This window comes from Pseudomonas sp. Ag1 (genome assembly GCF_000278565.1).
In the GTDB taxonomy this organism is placed as follows: Bacteria; Pseudomonadota; Gammaproteobacteria; order Pseudomonadales; family Pseudomonadaceae; genus Aquipseudomonas.
In genome coordinates this window covers 33,785-51,817 of sequence record NZ_AKVH01000080.1, presented here as the reverse complement: position 1 = coordinate 51,817, position 18,033 = coordinate 33,785, and the positions used below count along the sequence as shown (strand labels likewise).

16 protein-coding genes are annotated in these 18,033 nt (G+C 59.1%); 12 read left to right on the top strand and 4 right to left on the bottom strand.

What is annotated here, in order from left to right:
* Nucleotides 1-142: 142 nt before the first annotated feature.
* Complete coding sequence (locus A462_RS24865) at nucleotides 143-1,456, bottom strand: phospholipase D family protein (protein WP_008432617.1); 1,314 nt, start codon at nucleotides 1,454-1,456, stop codon at nucleotides 143-145.
* 316 nt (nucleotides 1,457-1,772) lie between these two features.
* Here A462_RS24865 and A462_RS24870 point away from each other — a divergent pair, with 316 nt between their 5' ends.
* From A462_RS24870 to A462_RS24915, 10 genes are all read left to right on the top strand, one after another.
* Entirely contained in the window at nucleotides 1,773-2,762 is a 990-nt protein-coding gene (locus tag A462_RS24870; protein WP_003209745.1) for an aldo/keto reductase, read from the top strand.
* A complete protein-coding gene (locus tag A462_RS24875) occupies nucleotides 2,759-3,349 on the top strand; it encodes a flavodoxin (protein ID WP_008432614.1) in 591 nt (196 codons plus the stop codon). Before A462_RS24870 ends, A462_RS24875 begins: the two co-directional genes overlap by 4 nt.
* Nucleotides 3,350-3,373: 24 nt before the next feature.
* The gene (locus A462_RS24880; RefSeq protein WP_008432612.1) at nucleotides 3,374-4,366 is read left to right on the top strand and encodes an aldo/keto reductase; all 993 of its coding nucleotides are present in this window, start codon (nucleotides 3,374-3,376) and stop codon (nucleotides 4,364-4,366) included.
* Between the two features lie 62 nt (nucleotides 4,367-4,428).
* On the top strand, nucleotides 4,429-4,896 hold the full coding sequence (locus A462_RS24885; protein ID WP_008432610.1) for a (R)-mandelonitrile lyase: 468 nt from the start codon (nucleotides 4,429-4,431) through the stop codon (nucleotides 4,894-4,896).
* A gap of 228 nt (nucleotides 4,897-5,124) precedes the next feature.
* The gene (locus tag A462_RS24890; RefSeq protein ID WP_008432608.1) at nucleotides 5,125-5,898 is read left to right on the top strand and encodes a carboxymuconolactone decarboxylase family protein; all 774 of its coding nucleotides are present in this window, start codon (nucleotides 5,125-5,127) and stop codon (nucleotides 5,896-5,898) included.
* Nucleotides 5,899-6,019: 121 nt separating this feature from the next.
* Complete coding sequence (locus A462_RS24895) at nucleotides 6,020-6,964, top strand: alpha/beta hydrolase (protein WP_173406085.1); 945 nt, start codon at nucleotides 6,020-6,022, stop codon at nucleotides 6,962-6,964.
* A gap of 48 nt (nucleotides 6,965-7,012) precedes the next feature.
* Nucleotides 7,013-8,065 carry an alpha/beta hydrolase gene (locus A462_RS24900; RefSeq protein WP_008432604.1) on the top strand — a complete coding sequence of 351 codons (1,053 nt, stop codon included), beginning with the start codon at nucleotides 7,013-7,015 and terminating at the stop codon, nucleotides 8,063-8,065.
* A gap of 81 nt (nucleotides 8,066-8,146) precedes the next feature.
* Nucleotides 8,147-9,040 (top strand): LysR family transcriptional regulator, encoded by an 894-nt coding sequence (locus A462_RS24905; protein WP_003209726.1) that lies wholly within the window; start codon nucleotides 8,147-8,149, stop codon nucleotides 9,038-9,040.
* Between the two features lie 283 nt (nucleotides 9,041-9,323).
* On the top strand, nucleotides 9,324-10,820 hold the full coding sequence (locus A462_RS24910) for a methyl-accepting chemotaxis protein (protein WP_008432600.1): 1,497 nt from the start codon (nucleotides 9,324-9,326) through the stop codon (nucleotides 10,818-10,820).
* Between the two features lie 385 nt (nucleotides 10,821-11,205).
* Nucleotides 11,206-12,006 carry a GNAT family N-acetyltransferase gene (locus tag A462_RS24915; RefSeq protein ID WP_008432598.1) on the top strand — a complete coding sequence of 267 codons (801 nt, stop codon included), beginning with the start codon at nucleotides 11,206-11,208 and terminating at the stop codon, nucleotides 12,004-12,006.
* Nucleotides 12,007-12,108: 102 nt separating this feature from the next.
* Here A462_RS24915 and A462_RS24920 read toward each other — a convergent pair whose 3' ends face one another.
* A complete protein-coding gene (locus A462_RS24920) occupies nucleotides 12,109-13,050 on the bottom strand; it encodes a LysR family transcriptional regulator (RefSeq protein ID WP_008432596.1) in 942 nt (313 codons plus the stop codon).
* A 98-nt stretch (nucleotides 13,051-13,148) separates the two neighbouring features.
* Here A462_RS24920 and A462_RS24925 point away from each other — a divergent pair, with 98 nt between their 5' ends.
* Nucleotides 13,149-14,348, top strand: a complete 1,200-nt coding sequence (locus tag A462_RS24925; protein WP_008432594.1) for an MFS transporter — start codon at nucleotides 13,149-13,151, stop codon at nucleotides 14,346-14,348.
* Between the two features lie 435 nt (nucleotides 14,349-14,783).
* Here A462_RS24925 and A462_RS24930 read toward each other — a convergent pair whose 3' ends face one another.
* Both A462_RS24930 and A462_RS24935 read right to left on the bottom strand, forming a co-directional pair.
* Nucleotides 14,784-15,548, bottom strand: a complete 765-nt coding sequence (locus A462_RS24930) for a sulfite exporter TauE/SafE family protein (RefSeq protein WP_003210527.1) — start codon at nucleotides 15,546-15,548, stop codon at nucleotides 14,784-14,786.
* The gene (locus tag A462_RS24935; RefSeq protein ID WP_008432591.1) at nucleotides 15,533-16,195 is read right to left on the bottom strand and encodes an FMN-binding negative transcriptional regulator; all 663 of its coding nucleotides are present in this window, start codon (nucleotides 16,193-16,195) and stop codon (nucleotides 15,533-15,535) included. The genes A462_RS24930 and A462_RS24935 overlap by 16 nt, the downstream gene beginning before the upstream one ends.
* Between A462_RS24935 and pdxR the strand changes: the two genes are divergently transcribed.
* On the top strand, nucleotides 16,194-17,795 hold the full coding sequence (gene pdxR, locus A462_RS24940) for a MocR-like pyridoxine biosynthesis transcription factor PdxR (RefSeq protein ID WP_008432589.1): 1,602 nt from the start codon (nucleotides 16,194-16,196) through the stop codon (nucleotides 17,793-17,795). The genes A462_RS24935 and pdxR overlap by 2 nt on opposite strands.
* Nucleotides 17,796-18,033: the final 238 nt, after the last annotated feature.

Below are 18,033 nucleotides of genomic sequence, written 5' to 3'. Positions count from 1 at the left end.
CAGCGACGACGATGTCGCTTTAGTTGAGTAAGTCGCCGCTCATGCTGCGCTCAATAGCGGTTTCAGGCCATTTGCCGCCATTACGAAACGCCGTTTTCGACTCCAAACGGACACTCCACTGATGTCAGGCAGGTGTGGGATTTCAGCTTCTGGTGGTCGCGACAAGAATGGGCTTTGTACCGTTGCGCCCTTTAAAGACCATTGTCACATCGACCACCGTATCCATTCCCTCAAAAAACACATCCGCGTTGACCCCATCGAGCCGTTTCTTCAGAGGGGTAGTACTGGTGATGTGGCGGCTAAGTAGGCTTTCAAAGTCAGCCCTATTGCTATCAATCCACCTCTTCAGATCGGTTCTGAGCTGCTCGATTGGCTTGAGCTTTTTACCCGACGGCTTTCGCTTGGGTCCTAGCGTGTCGAGAACGCTGATCTCGTCGATTGAGTAGAGAACCGGGACCATGCACAGTTCGGTCCCGTTCTCGTTCTTCAAGATGGCAACAAGAGTCGTGTCGGAAGGCGCCCGAGCAAGATCTTTTGGGGTGACGGAGAGTGTCACATCCACCCGATCGAACGGTTTAGGCAGAATCCCACCAATGGTCATGCTTTGAGCGAATTTCGTGATTTGTTGGCTCGCAAGCCTTGCCCAGCCGACCTTCTGTTGATTGAGCACGCATAGGCAACGGCTCGACTTAATCATCCGGGGGAGCACGATGCCGTTCTTCCTGGTCCACTGGAGCAGGTCAACCTTCGCATCAAATTTCAGTCGTGCAGAGCCCTCAGATGGCTTTACTGTTCCGGTGTATTTCGTGCCGGAAGGTGCGCCAGACCGAACGGCAGCACCAATTGCAGCTAGGTTCTTAGCCTTTCGTGCAGCTCTCTCTTGTTCCTGCTGATCCCGAGCAACCTGGACTCGCTTGGCTTGGTAGGTATCGGCTTTACCCTGAATCTTGGACATCGCTTCGTTGAATTCTTCGAAAGCCTTTTTGGCTAAGCGAACATCCTTCTCCATCCGCAACACCCTGGCCCAGTCGATCAATTCCAGATCCGGGTCGTCAATCCAATCATTGACCACGCTCCGAACTCGCTCACAAGAATTGGCTTTACTGTTATCGAAACAAACACTCAACTCCTTATTTTTCGAGGCCCCCCTGAAGGTAAGGTTCTGGCTGCCAAGTGTGACGAAGTCAGCCTCGTCCATGATGACTTTCGCATGAAGGTCCTTCACCTCGTAAATCATGCACTTGTTGATGAGCAACAGCTTGAAGGCAGCGATTGTTGACGCCATACAGACGAAGTCCCTTACCTCGAACCGTGTGTAAAACGTTGCTTGCTTGTTGGCCAAGAGCTTAAGCGTGCTGTTTTCTGTGATGTAGGGGGACAGCACTGTCAGAGGCGTGGTGGCTTCTCGGATCTGCCGATTCCATCGAGGAGCCAAATTGGTTCTGATGCGGATCATTCAACCGTCCCTGGTCTGCCTGGGCGCGAGGCGCGGGGTATATTGGAATCCCTCCAGTATACCGCCGGCGCAGCTGACCATCACAGGCTGTAACCTTGATCGGCAGAGAACAGCCAAAAGCGAACGATCAAGAGAGTGTCAGATTTTTTGTGTACGAGCGGTGATGGCCTACCGTGAGGCAAGCCTTCATTCGACAGTCGCCACCGCCCCTCTTCCGGGACTGATGAGCAAACCTCATGAAGCCTTGCCGATTTACCCGTCTAGTCCTCAGTCGTTAGCGCGCTTACTGTCTCCCCACGCCCAACGGGAGATCAACATGCACAAACGCACACTCGGCAACAGTTCACTCGAAGTATCCGCCCTCGGCCTCGGCTGCATGGGTCTGAGCCATGGCTATGGCCCGGCCACGGATACCGAGCAAGCCATCGCACTGATCCGCTCAGCCGTTGAACGAGGCGTCACGTTCTTCGATACCGCCGAATTCTACGGCCCCTATATCAATGAGCAAGTAGTCGGCGAGGCGCTGGCGCCAGTTCGCGACCAGGTTGTGATCGCTACAAAATTCGGCTTCGCCGTCGGCACCGACAATACAAAACAGGCTCTGGACAGCCGGCCCGAACGTATTCGAATAGCCGTCGAGGGTTCGTTGCGTCGACTGAAGACCGATTACATCGATTTGCTCTACCAACACCGCGTCGATCCGGACGTGCCGATTGAGGACGTTGCCGGGGCGGTGAAAGACCTGATTAGCGAAGGAAAGGTCAAGCACTTCGGCCTGTCGGAGGCAGGCGCGCAAACCATTCGTCGCGCCCATGCGGTACAGCCGGTCACGGCGCTGCAAAGCGAATACTCGCTGTGGTGGCGCGAGCCTGAGCTGGAAATCCTGCCGACCCTTTGGGAGCTGGGCATCGGCTTCGTACCGTTCAGTCCATTGGGTAAAGGCTTTCTCACCGGCACGGTGTCGGCCGATTCCACTTATGGCAGTGACGACTTCCGCAGCATCGTCCCGCGTTTCAGCCAGTCGGCGCTGCAGGCAAATCAGGGTCTGGTGGTGTTGATCCGTCAGATTGCTGCGCAGAAACAAGCGACACCGGCCCAGATCGCGCTGGCCTGGCTGCTCGCGCAGGCACCGTGGATTGTGCCGATTCCGGGCACGACCAAACTGCATCGCCTGGAAGAAAACCTCGGCGGCGCGAACATCACCCTCGACGCTGCCGAACTCAAGGCCATTGATACCGCGCTGGCGCAGATCCGCATCGAAGGCGAGCGCTATCCCGAGGCTCTCAAGGCGCGCGTCGGTCGATGAGTACCGATCACGATCCGCTGCGGCGCACGGTCATCGCCGCACTGGCCAGCGCCCCGCTGCTGTCGCTCGCCGACGCGCAAGGCGCCAGTGAAACACCGCGTTCGGGCTCGCGGATTCTGGTCGCGTATTTCTCGCGCTCGGGCAATACCCGCGTGGTCGCCGGGCTGATCCAGCGTGGACTGGGTGCCGATCTGTTCGAGATTCGCCCCGCCCACGCCTACCCCGAGGACTATCTGCAAACCGTGGAACAGGCGCGCCAGGAACGTGACAGTGGCTTCGAACCCGAGCTGCAAAACACGGTTCACGCCCTCAGCGACTACGACACGATCTATCTCGGCTTTCCGATCTGGGGTGAAACCGCCCCGCCGATCGTGCGCGCATTCCTCAGCGCCCACGAACTGACCGGCAAGACCCTCATCCCCTTCAACACCCATGGTGGATATGGCCTGGGCAACAGCCGCCGTGTGCTGGTCAAGCATGCGCCGAAGGCCAAAGTGCTGGAAGGTTTTGTGATGGAGGGTGAGCAGGAGCGCAAGACCATGGAACGCGTGAACGGCTGGCTGAAAGATCATCCTCTCACGCACTAATCGAATTCTGTACGGAGTAACTCCATGAAAATCCGCACGTTGGGTAATGGCCTGGAAGTGTCCGCCTTGGGTCTTGGCTGCATGAGCATGACGTCGGCCTACGGGCCGGCAGCCGACCAAGCCAGCATGATCAAGCTGATTCGTTCGGCCCACGAGCAAGGCGTCACCTTGTTCGACACCGCCGAAGCGTATGGCCCGTTCGCCAATGAAGAGCTGCTGGGGGAGGCCTTGCAGCCGATCCGCGAGCAGGTCGTCATCGCCACCAAGTTCGGTTTCGATATCGACCTGATCACCGGCGCACGTGGCGGCGGCACCAACAGCCGCCCGGAGCATATACGCGCCGTGGCCGAAGCGGCGTTGAAGCGTCTGCGCACCGATTGCATCGACCTGTTTTATCAGCACCGCGTTGATCCCCAGGTGCCCATCGAAGACGTGGCCGGCACCGTCAAGGATCTGATCGCCGAGGGCAAGGTCAAGCATTTCGGCCTTTCTGAAGCGGGTGTGGAAACCATTCGCCGGGCCCACGCGGTGCAACCGGTCACGGCGGTGCAAAGCGAATATTCGCTGTTCTGGCGTGGCCCGGAGCTGGAACTGCTAGCCGTGCTGGAAGAACTGCGGATCGGCTTCGTACCGTTCAGCCCGCTGGGCGCCGGTTTCCTCACCGGTCAGATCGACGAGAACACGCAGTTCGACGCGAGCGATTTCCGCAATTTCGTCCCGCGCTTTTCCCCTGAAGCGCGCAGGGCCAATCTGGCGTTGGTCGATGTGGTGAAAGCCGTCGCGCAACGCAAACACGCCACGCCGGCGCAAGTGGCACTGGCCTGGTTGCTCGCACAGAAACCGTGGATTGTGCCGATACCGGGCACGACCAAACAGCATCGCCTGGAAGAAAACCTGGGCGCGGTCGAGCTGCAATTGAACGGCGACGATCTGCGCGTGATCAACGAACAGATGGCACAGATTCGGGTGCACGGCGAACGTCTGCCGGAGTCGGCACTGAAAATGACCGGACTCTGAGTCTGCCCGACGCGGCGCCATGTGCGGCGTCGCTTTCTCTGTCTGACCGGAGAACTCATCCGATGAACCGATTGATTGCGCCACTCGTTGCTTTGTCACTGATGGCGGCAGAGTCCCAGGCCGCCAGCGAAATCCGCGTTACGCCGAACGGATCCCAGCCTTCGATCAAGGGCGCAGCGGAAAACTTTACCGGCTCTGTACGCGTCGATGGCCTGTTCAAAGGTGAAGCGCCCGCGCGCATCGGTGGCGGCACGGTGACCTTCGAACCCGGCGCACGCACGGCGTGGCACACCCATCCGCTGGGACAAACGCTGATCGTCACTGCCGGCGTCGGCTATGTGCAGCAAGAGGGTGGCGCGCGTCAGGAGATCCATCCGGGCGACACTGTCTGGATTCCACCGAACACCCGTCACTGGCACGGCGCCACGGCCAGCAACGGCATGACCCACATCGCCATCGCTGAAGCCGAGGATGGCAAGACCGTCACCTGGGCGGAGCAGGTCTCGGAGGCGCAATACGCCGGCCAATAAAGTTACGGAATGTGTCGAAGCTGCTCGACCGGCACGTTCGCGGCGAACCGCCACGTAACCTCAATGCCCCGTAACAACCTGCCCGCACCGGGATTCCAGCGGTTATCGCACGTCGACTCATGAGTTCTGCTCATGAGTCCATGCGCTATTTCCGGGTTAATCGCCACAACCATCCTCCTTACGATCCAGCAACACCGCAGCGCCCCGCAATGGATGGAGCCCTTCACGATGATCACTGACACCCGCAACCGCACTGCCCTCCCCACACTCATGGCGCTCTGCCTGAGCGTCGGGGCGATGTTCAGCGTCACCACTCAAGCAGCCGAGGCTTCGCCCACCATGACCAGCACACCCGCCAGCGCAGCCCGCTTGTCGAGCCAGCAACAAGCCATTCCACTGATCGCGGCGTTCATGGCGACCAGCGACATGCCCAACCTCAACACGGCGCTCAACCAAGGGCTTGGTGCCGGCCTGACCATTAGCGAAACCCGCGAAGTCCTCGTGCAGCTCTACGCCTACGTCGGCTTCCCGCGCAGCCTCAACGCCTTGAATGAATTGATGACCGTGGTGCAGGCGCGCAAACAACGCGGCCTTGACGATGCGCCGGGGCGTGAGCCGAGCCGGGTGATACCGGTGGGGGATGAGCTATTGGCAGCGGGTACGGCGAATCAAACGAAAATCTCCGGCGCCCCGGTCAAAGGCCCGGTGTTCGAGTTCGCCCCAGTGATCAACCAGTTCCTGCAAACGCACCTGTTCGGCGACATCTTCGAGCGCGACAACCTCGACTGGCAAAGTCGCGAATTGGCGACTGTCGGAGCGCTGGCAGCGACGCCGGGGGTCGAGCCTCAGTTGCGCTCGCACATGGCGGCGAGCCTGCGCGTCGGGCTCAGCGCAGCACAGTTGCACCTAGTCACCGAACTGCTGAAAAAGCATGGCGATGCACAGACTGCCGAGCGGGCCAACGCAGCGCTGGTCCAAGCCCTCGCGGCGTCGAGGAAGTGACATGAGAACTGCAAAACGTCTGCTGAGCGTCATGCTGTTGAGCCTGTTGGCGGCCTGCGCGAACCACTCCGAAGGCCCGCTGCTGATCCAGAAACAAGGCAGCTTCGCCGCCGGCGGAACGATGACCACGGCACCGGGCACCTTCAACCCGCGCCAACCGATGACGCCCAACGGTCAGACCTACCACGGTGACCACGCCTACGCCTTCTATCAAATCCCGGTGGACGCGCGAAAACTGCCCATCGTCATGTGGCACGGCGCAGGTCAGTTTTCCAAGACCTGGGAAACCACCGCCGATGGTCGCGAGGGTTTTCAGAACATCTTTCTGCGCCGCCACTACGGCGTCTATCTGATCGATCAACCCCGGCGTGGTGATGCCGGGCGCAGCATGGTCGAGACTACCATCAAGCCTGTGCCGGACGAACAACTGTGGTTCAACCAGTTCCGTATCGGCCTTTGGCCCCGCTACTTCAACGGCGTGCAAGTGGCACAGGACGCCCAGACCCGCGAGCAGTTTTTCAGGGCTATGACACCGAACACCGGGCCGTTTGACATGGGCGTGGTCTCCGATGGTGTGTCGGCGCTGTTCGACAAAATCGGCCCCGGCATCCTGTTTACCCATTCTCAGGGCGGCGGGCCGGGCTGGTTGACGGCGATCAAGAACGACAAGGTCAAAGCCATCGTGGCGTTCGAACCGGGCAGCAGTTTCGTGTTTGCTGACGGTGAAGTGCCGGCGCCGATCCCCAGCGCGTTCGACACGGTGCAAGGCGCAGCGGTGCCGATGGAGCAATTCATGGCACTGACGCGCATTCCGATTCTGATCCTGTACGGCGACAACATCCCGGAACAGGCAGTCGATCTGCCCGCTCAGGACAGTTGGCGCGCACGCCTGAAAATGGCCCGGCTCTGGCGTGACGCGGTCAATCGCCATGGCGGTGATGTGCGACTGATACACCTGCCGGAGATTGGCATTCACGGCAATACCCATTTCCCCATGTCGGATCTGAACAACGTGCAGATCGCTGACCTGGTCGCGCAGTTCCTCAAAGAAAAACAGCTGGACTGACCCAAATACTTTCGCAACTGCCGTCCTTTTTTTGCTCAGGAGCTTCACGTGAAGAACACCCTCAAAGCCACGTTCATGTCGGCATTGGTCGGCCTCTCGGCAGGCGAAGCCTTGGCCGCCGACTACAAGAAGAACCCATTCACCCTCGCCTACGACGGCGCGATCACCCGCAACGAACCGGGCAGGGTCAACATCCACCCGGTCAGCTATAAGCTCAACGGTCTGGACATCGCCGCCAACGTCTACACGCCTGCCAACTACGACGCGAAGAAGACCTACCCGACCGTGGTGGTTGCGCATCCAAATGGCGGCGTAAAGGAGCAAGTCGCCGGTCTGTATGCCCAGCGCCTCGCCGAACAGGGCTACATCACCATCACGGCCGATGCGGCCTATCAGGGCGCCAGCGGTGGTCAGCCGCGCAGCATCGATAAACCGGCGTATCGCATCGAAGACATTCACGGCATGGCCGATTTCATCAGCCAGTTCGCTGGCGTGGATGACAATCGTCTGGGCCTGCTCGGCATTTGTGGCGGCGGTGGTTATTCGTTGGCGGCGGCGCAAACCGACAAACGCTTCAAATCCCTGGCAACGGTGAGCATGTTCAACTCGGGTCGAGTACGCCGCAACGGCTACAGCGACTCGCAACTGGACAGCATCCAGCAACGTTTGCAACAGGCATCAGCAGCCCGCGCGCAAGAAGCAGCGGGGGGCGCGGTGCTGTATACGGGGGATGCCAACCTCACCGATGAGCAGACTGCCAAACTGCCTTTCGAACTGTATCGCCAAGGCTATGAGTACTACTGGAAAACCCACGCGCACCCGAACTCGACCTTCAAATACACCACCAGCAGCCTTATTGACCTGATGCGTTTCGACGCCACCGACCATATCGAGTTGATCAATCAACCGTTGCTGATGATCGCCGGCAGCAAGGCCGACAGCCTGTACATGACTCAGGATGCGTTTCCCAAAGCCGCCGGCACCACCGACAAGGAAGTGTTCATCATCGATGGCGCCACCCACATTGAAACCTACTGGGTGCCGCGTTATGTCGATGCGGCGATCGGCAAACTGACGGATTTTTACGCACGCACCTTGTGATCAGCGCGCCAAGGGTCGCACATCCGTGCGCGACCTGCTTTCATGGAATAATCACGCGCTCCTCATGAGAGGTTCTCATCAATGTCCCGCCCCAATCTCAACGACCTGCAAGCCTTCGTGGTCATCACCCGCGAAGGCAGTTTTACCCGTGCTGCCGCGCAACTGGGCGTTTCGCAGTCAGCGCTGAGCCACACTCTGCGGGCACTGGAAACCCGGCTGGGCGTGCGCTTGCTGACGCGGACTACGCGCAGTGTTTCACCAACGGAGGCGGGCCAACGCCTGTATCAAGCGATGGCGCCGCGCTTTGAAGAAATTGAACTGGAACTGGCTGCCGTCAGCGAGTTTCGCGACACCCCCGCCGGCAATGTACGGATTCAGGCGTCCGAGCATGCGGCGAACAATATTCTCTGGCCGAAGCTGCTGAAGGTGCTGCCCGACTACCCGGACATCAAGGTCGAAATCACCGTCGATTACGCCCTCGCCGACATCGTCGCGCAGCGCTATGACGCTGGTGTTCGACTGGGTGACCAGGTGGCCAAGGACATGATCGCCGTGCCGATCGGGCCATCGTTACGCATCGCCGTTGTCGGCTCACCGCAGTATTTCCAGCAGCGGCCTTACCCGATGGAACCGAGAGATCTGGCGGCGCACAACTGCATCAACCTGCGCCTGCCGACTCACGGCAGCCTGATGCAATGGGATTTCGAAAAGGATGGCCACGAACTCAAGGCCCGCGTCGAAGGCCAATGGACATTCAACAGCAGCGTGCCCATTCTGCGTGCGGCCGTGGCGGGATGTGGCTTGGCTTTCCTGCCAGAGGACATGGTGGCGAAGGAGCTTGCCGACGGTAGCCTTGTGCGGGTGTTGGAAGATTGGTGCCAACCCTTTGCCGGTTACCATCTCTACTACCCCAATCGCCGTGAACATTCGTCAGCGTTTGGCGTTGTAGTTGAGGCGTTACTCTACAAGAGCTGAGTCATCGACCTTCAAGGCGTCTGAATTTTTCCCGCCCCCTCAAACCGTGAATGAGCAGATGATTTTGATCGACTGCGTCGGGCGCGACCGGCTGCAAGCCGATTGCTGCCCCTCGTAACAAGCAGCTTCTGGCTTATCCCCCCTAAAGCCCCACCCAAAAMCGCCGATAACCTCCTACCAYCAATCMMCCCCCGCTCCCCYACACCCGATTCGCTCCCMGCATGCYCGTATGGCACGTCGCAWGCTTGCCTCACCCCGGCCCGTCCACATGGAGTACGAGTGAATGCCTGCCCAAGCCCGTTTCATCGAGCACTACCGCAAAGCCGACCGCATCATGCTCGCCCTGATCTGGCTGATGACCCTCTTCTCCCTGGGCCTGGCGTTCTGGCACGACACGCTGCTTCAAGCGCTYTTCATAGGCGSCGGCACCAGCGTGGTGCTGACCYTGGCCTATCGCGTCATCGGCGGCACCCGCCTGATGCGTTGCGCCCTTGGCGTCGGCCTGATGGTCATGGCGGCGTTGCACATCAACCAGGCCCAGGGTGTCATCGAATCGCACTTCGGTATCTTCGCGCTGCTGGCGGTGCTGACGTTCTACCGCGACTGGCTGCCTATCCTGGTGGCCGCTGTCACCATCGCGGTACACCACGTGGTGTTTCATGCCTTGCAGCAYCAGGGTTTCCCGGTGTTTGTGATGGAGCATCACGGCGGCTGGAGCATGATTTTCRTCCACGCGTTCTACGTGGTGATGGAGACGGTCGCCCTGCTCTACCTCGCGGTGCACAGCCAGWCMGAAGCGSTAGAAAGCCAGGAAATGCTYGAAAAAATGCTCGCCGTCACCACGCAGTTCAGCGGTGAGGCCGTCAAGGGCAGTCCGGAAAAAGTSCATGTCTCCCTTGCCACCCGTTTCGATCACTTTCTGACCCAGATCACCGGCCTGATCGACGGCGTCGCCCGYGACTCCCACGGCCTCGGCCAACTSGGYCAGGAGCTGGCTCACGCCAGCGGCACCCTGGAAAAAGGCGCGCGCCACCAACTGGCGGAAATCGCCCAGATGACCGGTTCCATGCAGCGCCTGGAAGATGCCATGGGCCATATTGCCGTGCACGTGGAGCATGCCGTCGAGCACGCGGGGCAAGCCAGCCAGCAGATCATCCGTGGCCAGGAAAGCGTCGGCCGCGCCCAGCTGGAAATCACCCAACTCGCCACCCGCCTCCACGACACTAACGAGACGGTCGAAGGGCTGGCCGTGCAAGCCGAACAGATCGGCTCGGTGCTGGAGGTGATCAACAGCATCGCCAACCAGACCAACCTGCTGGCCCTCAACGCCGCCATCGAAGCCGCCCGCGCGGGTGAGCAAGGGCGCGGGTTTGCCGTGGTCGCCGATGAGGTACGCAGCCTGGCGCAACGCACGGCGGTGTCGACCCAGGAGATCAAGACGATTATTGAAGGGTTGCAACACGGCAGCCGGCAAGCGGTTGAGGCCATGCACGACAGTCGCCAGGGCGTGGAGCGCTGCGTGGAGGACAGTCAGTTGGCGGTGGAGATGCTGCGGGCGGTGGGCAATGATATTTCGCAGATCGATCAGTTGAATGGGCGGATTGTGTCGACCACCCGTGAGCAATCCACGGCGAATGTGGAGATTGTCGGGCGGCTGCAGTCGGTGCAGAGCATCGCGCAGAATACGGCGCAGGATGTGGAGACGCTGGCCAGGAGCAGTGAGCGGTTACCGCCGATTGCGGTGCGGTTGGATGCGTTGGGGCGCCGGTTTCATCAGTGAGTGGGAGCATGGGCCGGTGCTTGATTCAAGCGCTGCTTCTGACGCGGATTGTTAGTCCAGGCGTGAGCGTCGCTACGGGCAGATCGGGTTTCAATCAAATGAATCGGGCCCTTTCTGCTCCTTTATTTGGACGTGCCGTGTTCATTTTGAGCGTGGGCCGGATAACGCATAGCGGCTTGCCTCTTCCATCAAGTCATCGCACATCGGATTGGCTTTGAGCATGTACGCAGCCGGGTCGATTATCTACAAGCCAAGCGATGTCTCTTCTGTGGCAGATGCCCAAACTTCTCCCATTGGCCCGACAATCTATTTCACTGCCCTCGCAGGTGCGTAGGGGTTGATTTACCGCTACCTTCCCTGGAAATCTTGCAAAGAGACGATGCACATGGATGTTGAATGGGCGCATGCCATCGAAGCCGCAGAAAGCGAGTACTTGTGTTCCCGCGTTGAGAGCTTATCGCGGGTTAGTGGAAATCCTTTTGGTGCTCGTGTGTTTTCCAATGGGGCCTTTCCGTGCTTTCAGGTGAAGGCAACACCTAGCCCGATGTTCAATCGTATCTACGGTGACAGCACCGGCAACCCCCTTTCACTGCTGAGCTTGCTCAAGGAGTCAGCGGAGTATTCAACAGTAACGCCCCTTATCGGGAAAGCCTCGACGTTTGAGCAATTCGCTTTTGTGGGTGAGGAGCGATTCGAGCGTTTGAGGGGGTGGACGCATCTGCAGCTTGCGTGCCCCATCGAGGATGCGGTGTTGACCCCCCAATTATTCAACATCGAAGAGGCCACTTCAGACTCTCTTCCGGAGTTCGCGGCAGTTCATGCGAGTGGCTTTCATACCAAGCCAGAGCATCGTCAGTTGAGCCAGGCTTGTTTTGCAGGACTGATGTCGAATGAACGCCTGAAAATCTACGTCCTTAAAGCTGATGGGCAAGTCGTTGCAGGCGCGTTGATGTACCTGGCCAGCAATGGCGTTGCCTACCTGGGCACGGCTGCCACTCGAAAAAATGCACGAGGCTTGGGCTATCATGGAGCGCTGATATCTCACCGGATAGAGCAAGCAAGGAAGCACGGCAGCCTGGTGATTGCTGCAACTGCGCTTCCAAGTTCGCAGAGTCGCCGCAATTTGCAGCGCATTGGGCTGGCGGCGTCTCATGCTCAGGCGCTGTACCGCTTGGCAGATGGTTGAAACAGATTCGTAATCTACCTTCCGCTTGTGCGAACGGTAGATGTAAAAAGCTGCTGCGCCTATGGCGAAAATGGTAAGTCAGCCAGAGCTGTTCATATTCATTTAAAACCTCGGCACATCGACGTCGCGCAGAAGTTCCTCGGTGGCACATTTGAAACGCTCCACCAGAAAGTCCAACAGGACCCGCACTCTGGCAATTCGGTACCGATTGCCATGCAGCACCGCAAACACCCCAGCTTCTGCTACGCAATAGTCAGGCAGCAGCACCTTCAACCGCCCGGCACGGATATCCGCTGCTGCGTCCCAAATGGTCTTGCGTGCAATGCCATGACCGGCCAATGCCCAAGCACGTGCCACGGCGCCATCGTTGGTTTCCCAGGCGTTTTCCAATGGCACACTGTGGTTCCATGTCTGGCCGTCCACCCTGAAATGAAAGGTGTTTAAAGGACCCGCCGGAGTCACCAGCAGAATAAATTTATGCCCGGTGAGCTCGGCCGGCGTCTGCGGCTCGCCGTGGCTCGCCAGGTAGTCCGGCGAGGCACAAAGCACCCGCCAGTTGGGTGCCAGCTGCCGGGCGATCAACGAGCTATCACGCAGTGGGCCGAAACGAATGGCTAGGTCGACATCGTCCTGTACCAGGTTAGACATAGCGTCCGACAAGGTCAGCGCCACCTTCAACTGCGGATGCTGCGCGCAAAAGGTCTCGAGCCAGTCATTAAGCAGGTGACGGCCAAAGTCAGTAGAGGCAGACAGACGGACTTTACCGCGTACTTCCTGCTGACTCGCCTGCAACCCTGCCTCCGCCTCATCAATGGCGCGCAAGGCGACCCAGCATTGCTGCAGATAGAACCGGCCTTCATCAGTCAGGCGCAGTTGACGGGTTGTGCGATCAAACAAGCGGGTATGCAGCGCCGCCTCCAACTTGAGCAACCGTGCGCTGGCCGCCGCCGGCGACAACCCCAACTTGCGTCCAGCGGCTGAAAGACTGCCGAGGTCGGCAGCCTCAACGAACAAGCGCATGTCCCCCAATCGATCAGTGGCCATCTTCAATCCAGATTTGATTAAGCATCAAATTCTAGACCAATTATCAAATCACAGACACTTCATCACAATCAGGCCTCACCTGTTTTTCGAGCAAGCTCATGAACCGCGAAGAATCGATTCAACCCAACCCCCCGCCGTCCTCAGAACTACCTATCACTGGCTTACTGGCCCTGACCACCGCGAGTTTTATCGCCACTGCCAACGAGAGCGTACCCGCCGGCCTGTTGCCACACATCTCCGACACGTTTGAGGTTTCCCAGGCATGGGCGGGGCAATGGGTCACCGCGTGTGCCCTCGGTTCCGGGCTGGCGGCCGTTCCCTTGACCTTGGCCTTGCAAGGTTGGCCACGGCGCCTTGTGTTATTACTGACAGTGGGGGTGTTCTGTTTGTGCAACGCGGTAACTGCCTTGTCGCCGTATTTTGCCCTCACCCTGGTTGCGCGCCTGATCGTCGGGGTCGCCACTGGTGTGGCGTGGAGCCTGTTGGCCGGTTACGCGCGACGCATGGTCGCCGCGCCCTTGCAAGGCCGCGCGATGGCAGTGGCTATGCTGGGTATCCCCGTCGCCTTGGCGCTGGGCGTACCACTGAGTGCATGGCTGGGTGAGCAGATCGGTTGGCGCAATGTGTTCGGGCTGCTAGCGGCGTTGAGCCTGGCGCTGATGGTTTGGATTCGGCTGAATGTCCCTGACTTTGCCGGGCAACGGGCTGGTCAGCGCTTGTCCCTGGGCCATGTTTTGTCCAGGCCAGGCGTGCGACCGGTGCTGACGGTAGTTATGCTGTGGATCATGGCTCATTACATGCTCTACACCTATATTGCGGCATTCCTGGCATCGGTTGGGTTGGATGGACAGGTCGAGCAGGCATTGCTTGCGTTCGGCATTGCGGCTCTCGTGGGTATCTGGCTCACTGGGCTATTGATTGACCGCTGGCTGCGGCGGTTGGTGCTGTTGAGCCTGGCCGGGTTTGCGCTGGTATCGCTGGCATTGGCGTTGGGTGGCTTGCCTGCCATAGCGGTTTATGTGGCGATGGCTGCCTGGGGCCTGAGTTACAGCGGTGCACCGACCCTGCTACAGACAGCTTTGGCGAATGCTGCTGCCGACGGTGCCGATGTGGCTCAGTCGATGCTGGTGACCGTACTGAACCTCGCGTTTGCGGGCAGTGCCGTAGTGGGCGGTGTACTGCTTGAGACGACAGGCGTGGGATCGATCCCCTGGGCAACCTTGGCATTGGTGCTGCTGGCCTGGTTGGTTGTTAAGGTGGGTGGCCAAGCTGGGTTCAGGAGCTTGTCCAAGCCCTGACCGGTTTTACTGCCGCTTAGTCCGAATTCGGCTCAGCCAAAATGCAGGCAAGCCAGTTCACACAAATGCTGTGTGATGCCTTCCTCGGAGTGTTCCGGAGCTGCAATCAACAGCATCTCAGAGGCACTCGATGAGGCTCAAGCCACGGCACGCAATGCCGGTGATATTACGCCGCCGCTCAATCTCAACTTCGTCACTCTAAGCAGCTCGATTAAATTGTTCGGAGCGCCGTCTGAGTATCTGCGTCCAGTTCAGATGCTCGGTTACTACCCTGACGAAGTCCTCAGGCGCTAATTTTAGCTCGATGAAGCACGCCTAGCCGAGCAGAGCATCGTGGGGTCACAGGCCATTTGAACGGCCTCTGACTGCTAACATTCCGTTGGCAGCCAATCGGATAATAGCCGTAACGTTGGGCCTCATAGTGGTGAGGCATTTTCAGACGATATAGCCACTTATGCCGTCCCACAGAAGTTTTACCGCCGTGACTACGAGCAGGCAGTAGCAGGCAAGGTACATCTGGCGTTGATCCAGCTTGGTGTGCAGTCGCCAGCCCAGCCAGACACCACTTGGAACTGCTAACAGGCAGATGACCATCAGGCTTAGCACGTTACCGGTGGGCCTGGCTAACAGCAGCCAAGGCACTGCCTTGAGCAGATTGCCTACGGTAAAGAACATGCTGGTGGTGCCGGCATAGGTTTTCTTGCTTAGACCGAGCGGCAACAGGTACATCGCTAATGGTGGCCCACCAGAATGCGCGACCATAGTCGTGATCCCAGAGGTGACGCCTGCGGACACCGCCTTGAGCGATGAGCGCTGGCTGACCCTGATTTCCCCACCGGTTTTGAACCAGAGGCCGACAAAAATCAGGGTAACCGCCGCCATCACTAACGCGACTGCGCGGTGATCCATGACGCGAAAGAGTAGATAGCCGACACCGATGCCGACAATCAGACCTGGTAACAACAGCACCAGGTCGGGTTTAGACCAAGTGGATGGCTTCCAGTAACGCAGGCCGAACAGGTCCATCGCGATAAACAACGGCGCTAGCAGTCCGCCGGCTGTGAGCGGATCCATCACCAGCGACAGCAGCGGAATGCCGACAATGGAGAAGCCTCCACCGAAGGCACCTTTCATAAAGCAGATCAAAAAAACTCCGGCGAAGGTCACCAGAATCGTGGTGGTGGTCAACTCAAGGTCCACGGTGCTGCCCCCTGATCCGGCTGCTCAAGGTTGGCCAGCATTATCGAAGAAAGCTCAACGTGCCCGCGCTCGCGCAAGTGCGCGATCGCAGACAAGCGATCAGCGTGCGACTTGTTTTGATTGAGCTTGCGCTTGCATTCAACGCACTGCATTTCGATCTCGATACCGACAACTCTCGACACCATCTCGTCCAGATATTCACGCGGCGCATCGCCCATCTTCCAGGGCTTGATCTCCTTGGACTCCTGGTGGCGAGTCAGCTGGGCCAGGGTGCGGCGCAGGAGCTTTTCTTCCGACATCACGCGCATGACGCCATGCACATGCACCACCTCGTAGTTCCATGTGGGAACCTGGCGATGCGTTTCGTGCTTGGACGCATACCAGTTGGGCGAAATGTAGCCTTCTGCCCCCCTGAAGATCACCATGACAGGCGTGCCGCCGGCGCAACGTTGCCACACAGGATTGGCGCGGGCCACATGAGCGGTCAGCAGCCCGTATGTTCCGTGGCCGGTATCGAGTTCAAAGGGAATGTGGTCCGCATCCATGCCGGATTCACCCTCAGTCACGAGGATGCCCAGCGGATTGTCGCGGATAATTCGGTGCAACTGTTCCGGGCGGTGCTCTGCGAAGTGTTCGGGAATGTACATGGGATTTCACTACGGATTGTTGGGAGTCCATAATGTCGACCACGACCTGCATCATCGAAAGTGCCAGTTTCGAGGTTTTTCCATGGGCCAGTTTTCAGCCAATCCGGATGCATTTTCCCGCGGCGCGCAACGTCGGATCTATGCCAGGCTGCGCGCGCAGATAGAAGACGGCACGCTTGCCGCCGGCACGAGGCTCATGTCGACGCGGGCAATCGCGGCCGAACTCGGCGTGTCGCGAACCACGGTAACGGCGGCTTACGAGCAACTGGCGGCCGAAGGCTTTGTCCTGACATCAGTGGGCAAGGCCGCCACGGTAGCGAGCATAATCAGCACTCAATCCGGGCATGCCCAAGGGGACTCGGCGCAGCAAAAGGAACTGCCGCCAGTGCTTTCCCTTTACGGGCAACGAGTGGCCATCATGAAGCCGTACAACATGGCGTCACCCCAAGCCCGCATCGATTTCAGGTACGGCTCGGTCGCTACCAGGGATTTTCCGGCGCTGGGTTGGCAGCGCGCCTACCGTTCCGAACTAGTCAAGCGTCAACCGAGCCTCGCTTACGGCCACCCCGAAGGGGAAGAGCGCTTGCGCAATGCGCTGCAAGGTTATCTGCGACGCGCACGCGGTCTGGCGTGCGATGCGGATCAAATACTCGTCGTGCATGGCTCGCAGCAAGGACTTGACCTGTGCGCCCGGCTTTTGCTGAACCCGCAAGATGCATTCGTCTTCGAAGAGCCTGGCTACCGCATGGCCAGATATTGCTTTGAGGCCACGGGCGCGACGGCGTTGCCCATACCCGTCGATGCCTCTGGACTGGATACCAGTGCTCTGCCGGAAGGTGATCGCGTGCGCCTGGCCTTTGTCACTCCGTCGCACCAGTTTCCAATGGGTGCGGTGCTTCCTGTCGCACGTCGCCTCGAACTGCTGAGTTGGGCGAGGCGACATCGCGCGTGGATCATTGAGGACGATTACGGCGGCGAGTTTCGCTATGGCCAGCGGCCCATCGACGCACTGCAATCCATGGACGCAGATGCTCGCGTCATTTATGTCGGAACGTTCTCCAAGGCACTCTCACCGCAACTCAGGTTGGGTTATCTGGTTCTTCCACGCGAGTTGGTTCACGTTTTCCGTGAAGCAAAACGGCTGACCGATCGACACTCACCGCGCTGGGAGCAAAACGTGCTCGCCTCATTGATCGAAAGTGGAACCTATGAGCGTCACGTTCGCCGCCTGCGGCGGGAAAATGAACTGCGGCGAAGGGCATTACTGGAGGCTTTTGAACAGCATCTGGCGGAATATGGGCAACTGGCCGGCATGGCGGCGGGCTTACACGGCGTATTAACGCTACCCGCGCTTCGCGCTCAGGATGAGCCGACGTTGCAGGCGATAGCGCTCGAACGCGGGGTTGGCGTATATCCGCTTTCGCCGCTGTTTGCCGAACCCACGTCGGTAGAATACGAGCGACCGGCAGGGCTCATTTTGGGCTATGCCGGCCTGACAACGCAGCAGATTCATGAAGGGATCGGCATTCTTGGCACGGTGGTTCGGGAGGTTGAAGAGCTTGGGGCTCGGTCCGGATCAGTGGATGACTATGTCATCTAATATGCGGCTCGAACACGAGCAAATTTACAAGGTAGAGATAAGGCGAATAAGAAAAAGTGGTCGGCTTGAGTGACTGCTAAGGGTGGAAAATGGTTCTGGACGGAGGGACCGCTATTGGCCGATTGCAGCCCATCGTGACGGGTAGCTTTTTGAAAATTGGCCCCCATTATCGGCCCCAATTTTTCGATGCTGATAATTGGCTACTTTTCCCCGGAAAACCTCCTGGCTTGGGTCGAAG

Bases quoted from the DNA above. Each gene is read 5' to 3' on its own strand.
- A462_RS24865 (WP_008432617.1), bottom strand. From the start codon at position 1,456: ATGATCCGCATCAGAACCAATTTGGCTCCTCGATGGAATCGGCAGATC.
- A462_RS24870 (WP_003209745.1), top strand. From the start codon at position 1,773: ATGCACAAACGCACACTCGGCAACAGTTCACTCGAAGTATCCGCCCTC.
- A462_RS24875 (WP_008432614.1), top strand. From the start codon at position 2,759: ATGAGTACCGATCACGATCCGCTGCGGCGCACGGTCATCGCCGCACTG.
- A462_RS24880 (WP_008432612.1), top strand. From the start codon at position 3,374: ATGAAAATCCGCACGTTGGGTAATGGCCTGGAAGTGTCCGCCTTGGGT.
- A462_RS24885 (WP_008432610.1), top strand. From the start codon at position 4,429: ATGAACCGATTGATTGCGCCACTCGTTGCTTTGTCACTGATGGCGGCA.
- A462_RS24890 (WP_008432608.1), top strand. From the start codon at position 5,125: ATGATCACTGACACCCGCAACCGCACTGCCCTCCCCACACTCATGGCG.
- A462_RS24895 (WP_173406085.1), top strand. From the start codon at position 6,020: ATGACCACGGCACCGGGCACCTTCAACCCGCGCCAACCGATGACGCCC.
- A462_RS24905 (WP_003209726.1), top strand. From the start codon at position 8,147: ATGTCCCGCCCCAATCTCAACGACCTGCAAGCCTTCGTGGTCATCACC.
- A462_RS24915 (WP_008432598.1), top strand. From the start codon at position 11,206: ATGGATGTTGAATGGGCGCATGCCATCGAAGCCGCAGAAAGCGAGTAC.
- A462_RS24920 (WP_008432596.1), bottom strand. From the start codon at position 13,050: ATGGCCACTGATCGATTGGGGGACATGCGCTTGTTCGTTGAGGCTGCC.
- A462_RS24925 (WP_008432594.1), top strand. From the start codon at position 13,149: ATGAACCGCGAAGAATCGATTCAACCCAACCCCCCGCCGTCCTCAGAA.
- pdxR (WP_008432589.1), top strand. From the start codon at position 16,194: ATGGGATTTCACTACGGATTGTTGGGAGTCCATAATGTCGACCACGAC.
- A462_RS24935 (WP_008432591.1), bottom strand. From the start codon at position 16,195: ATGTACATTCCCGAACACTTCGCAGAGCACCGCCCGGAACAGTTGCAC.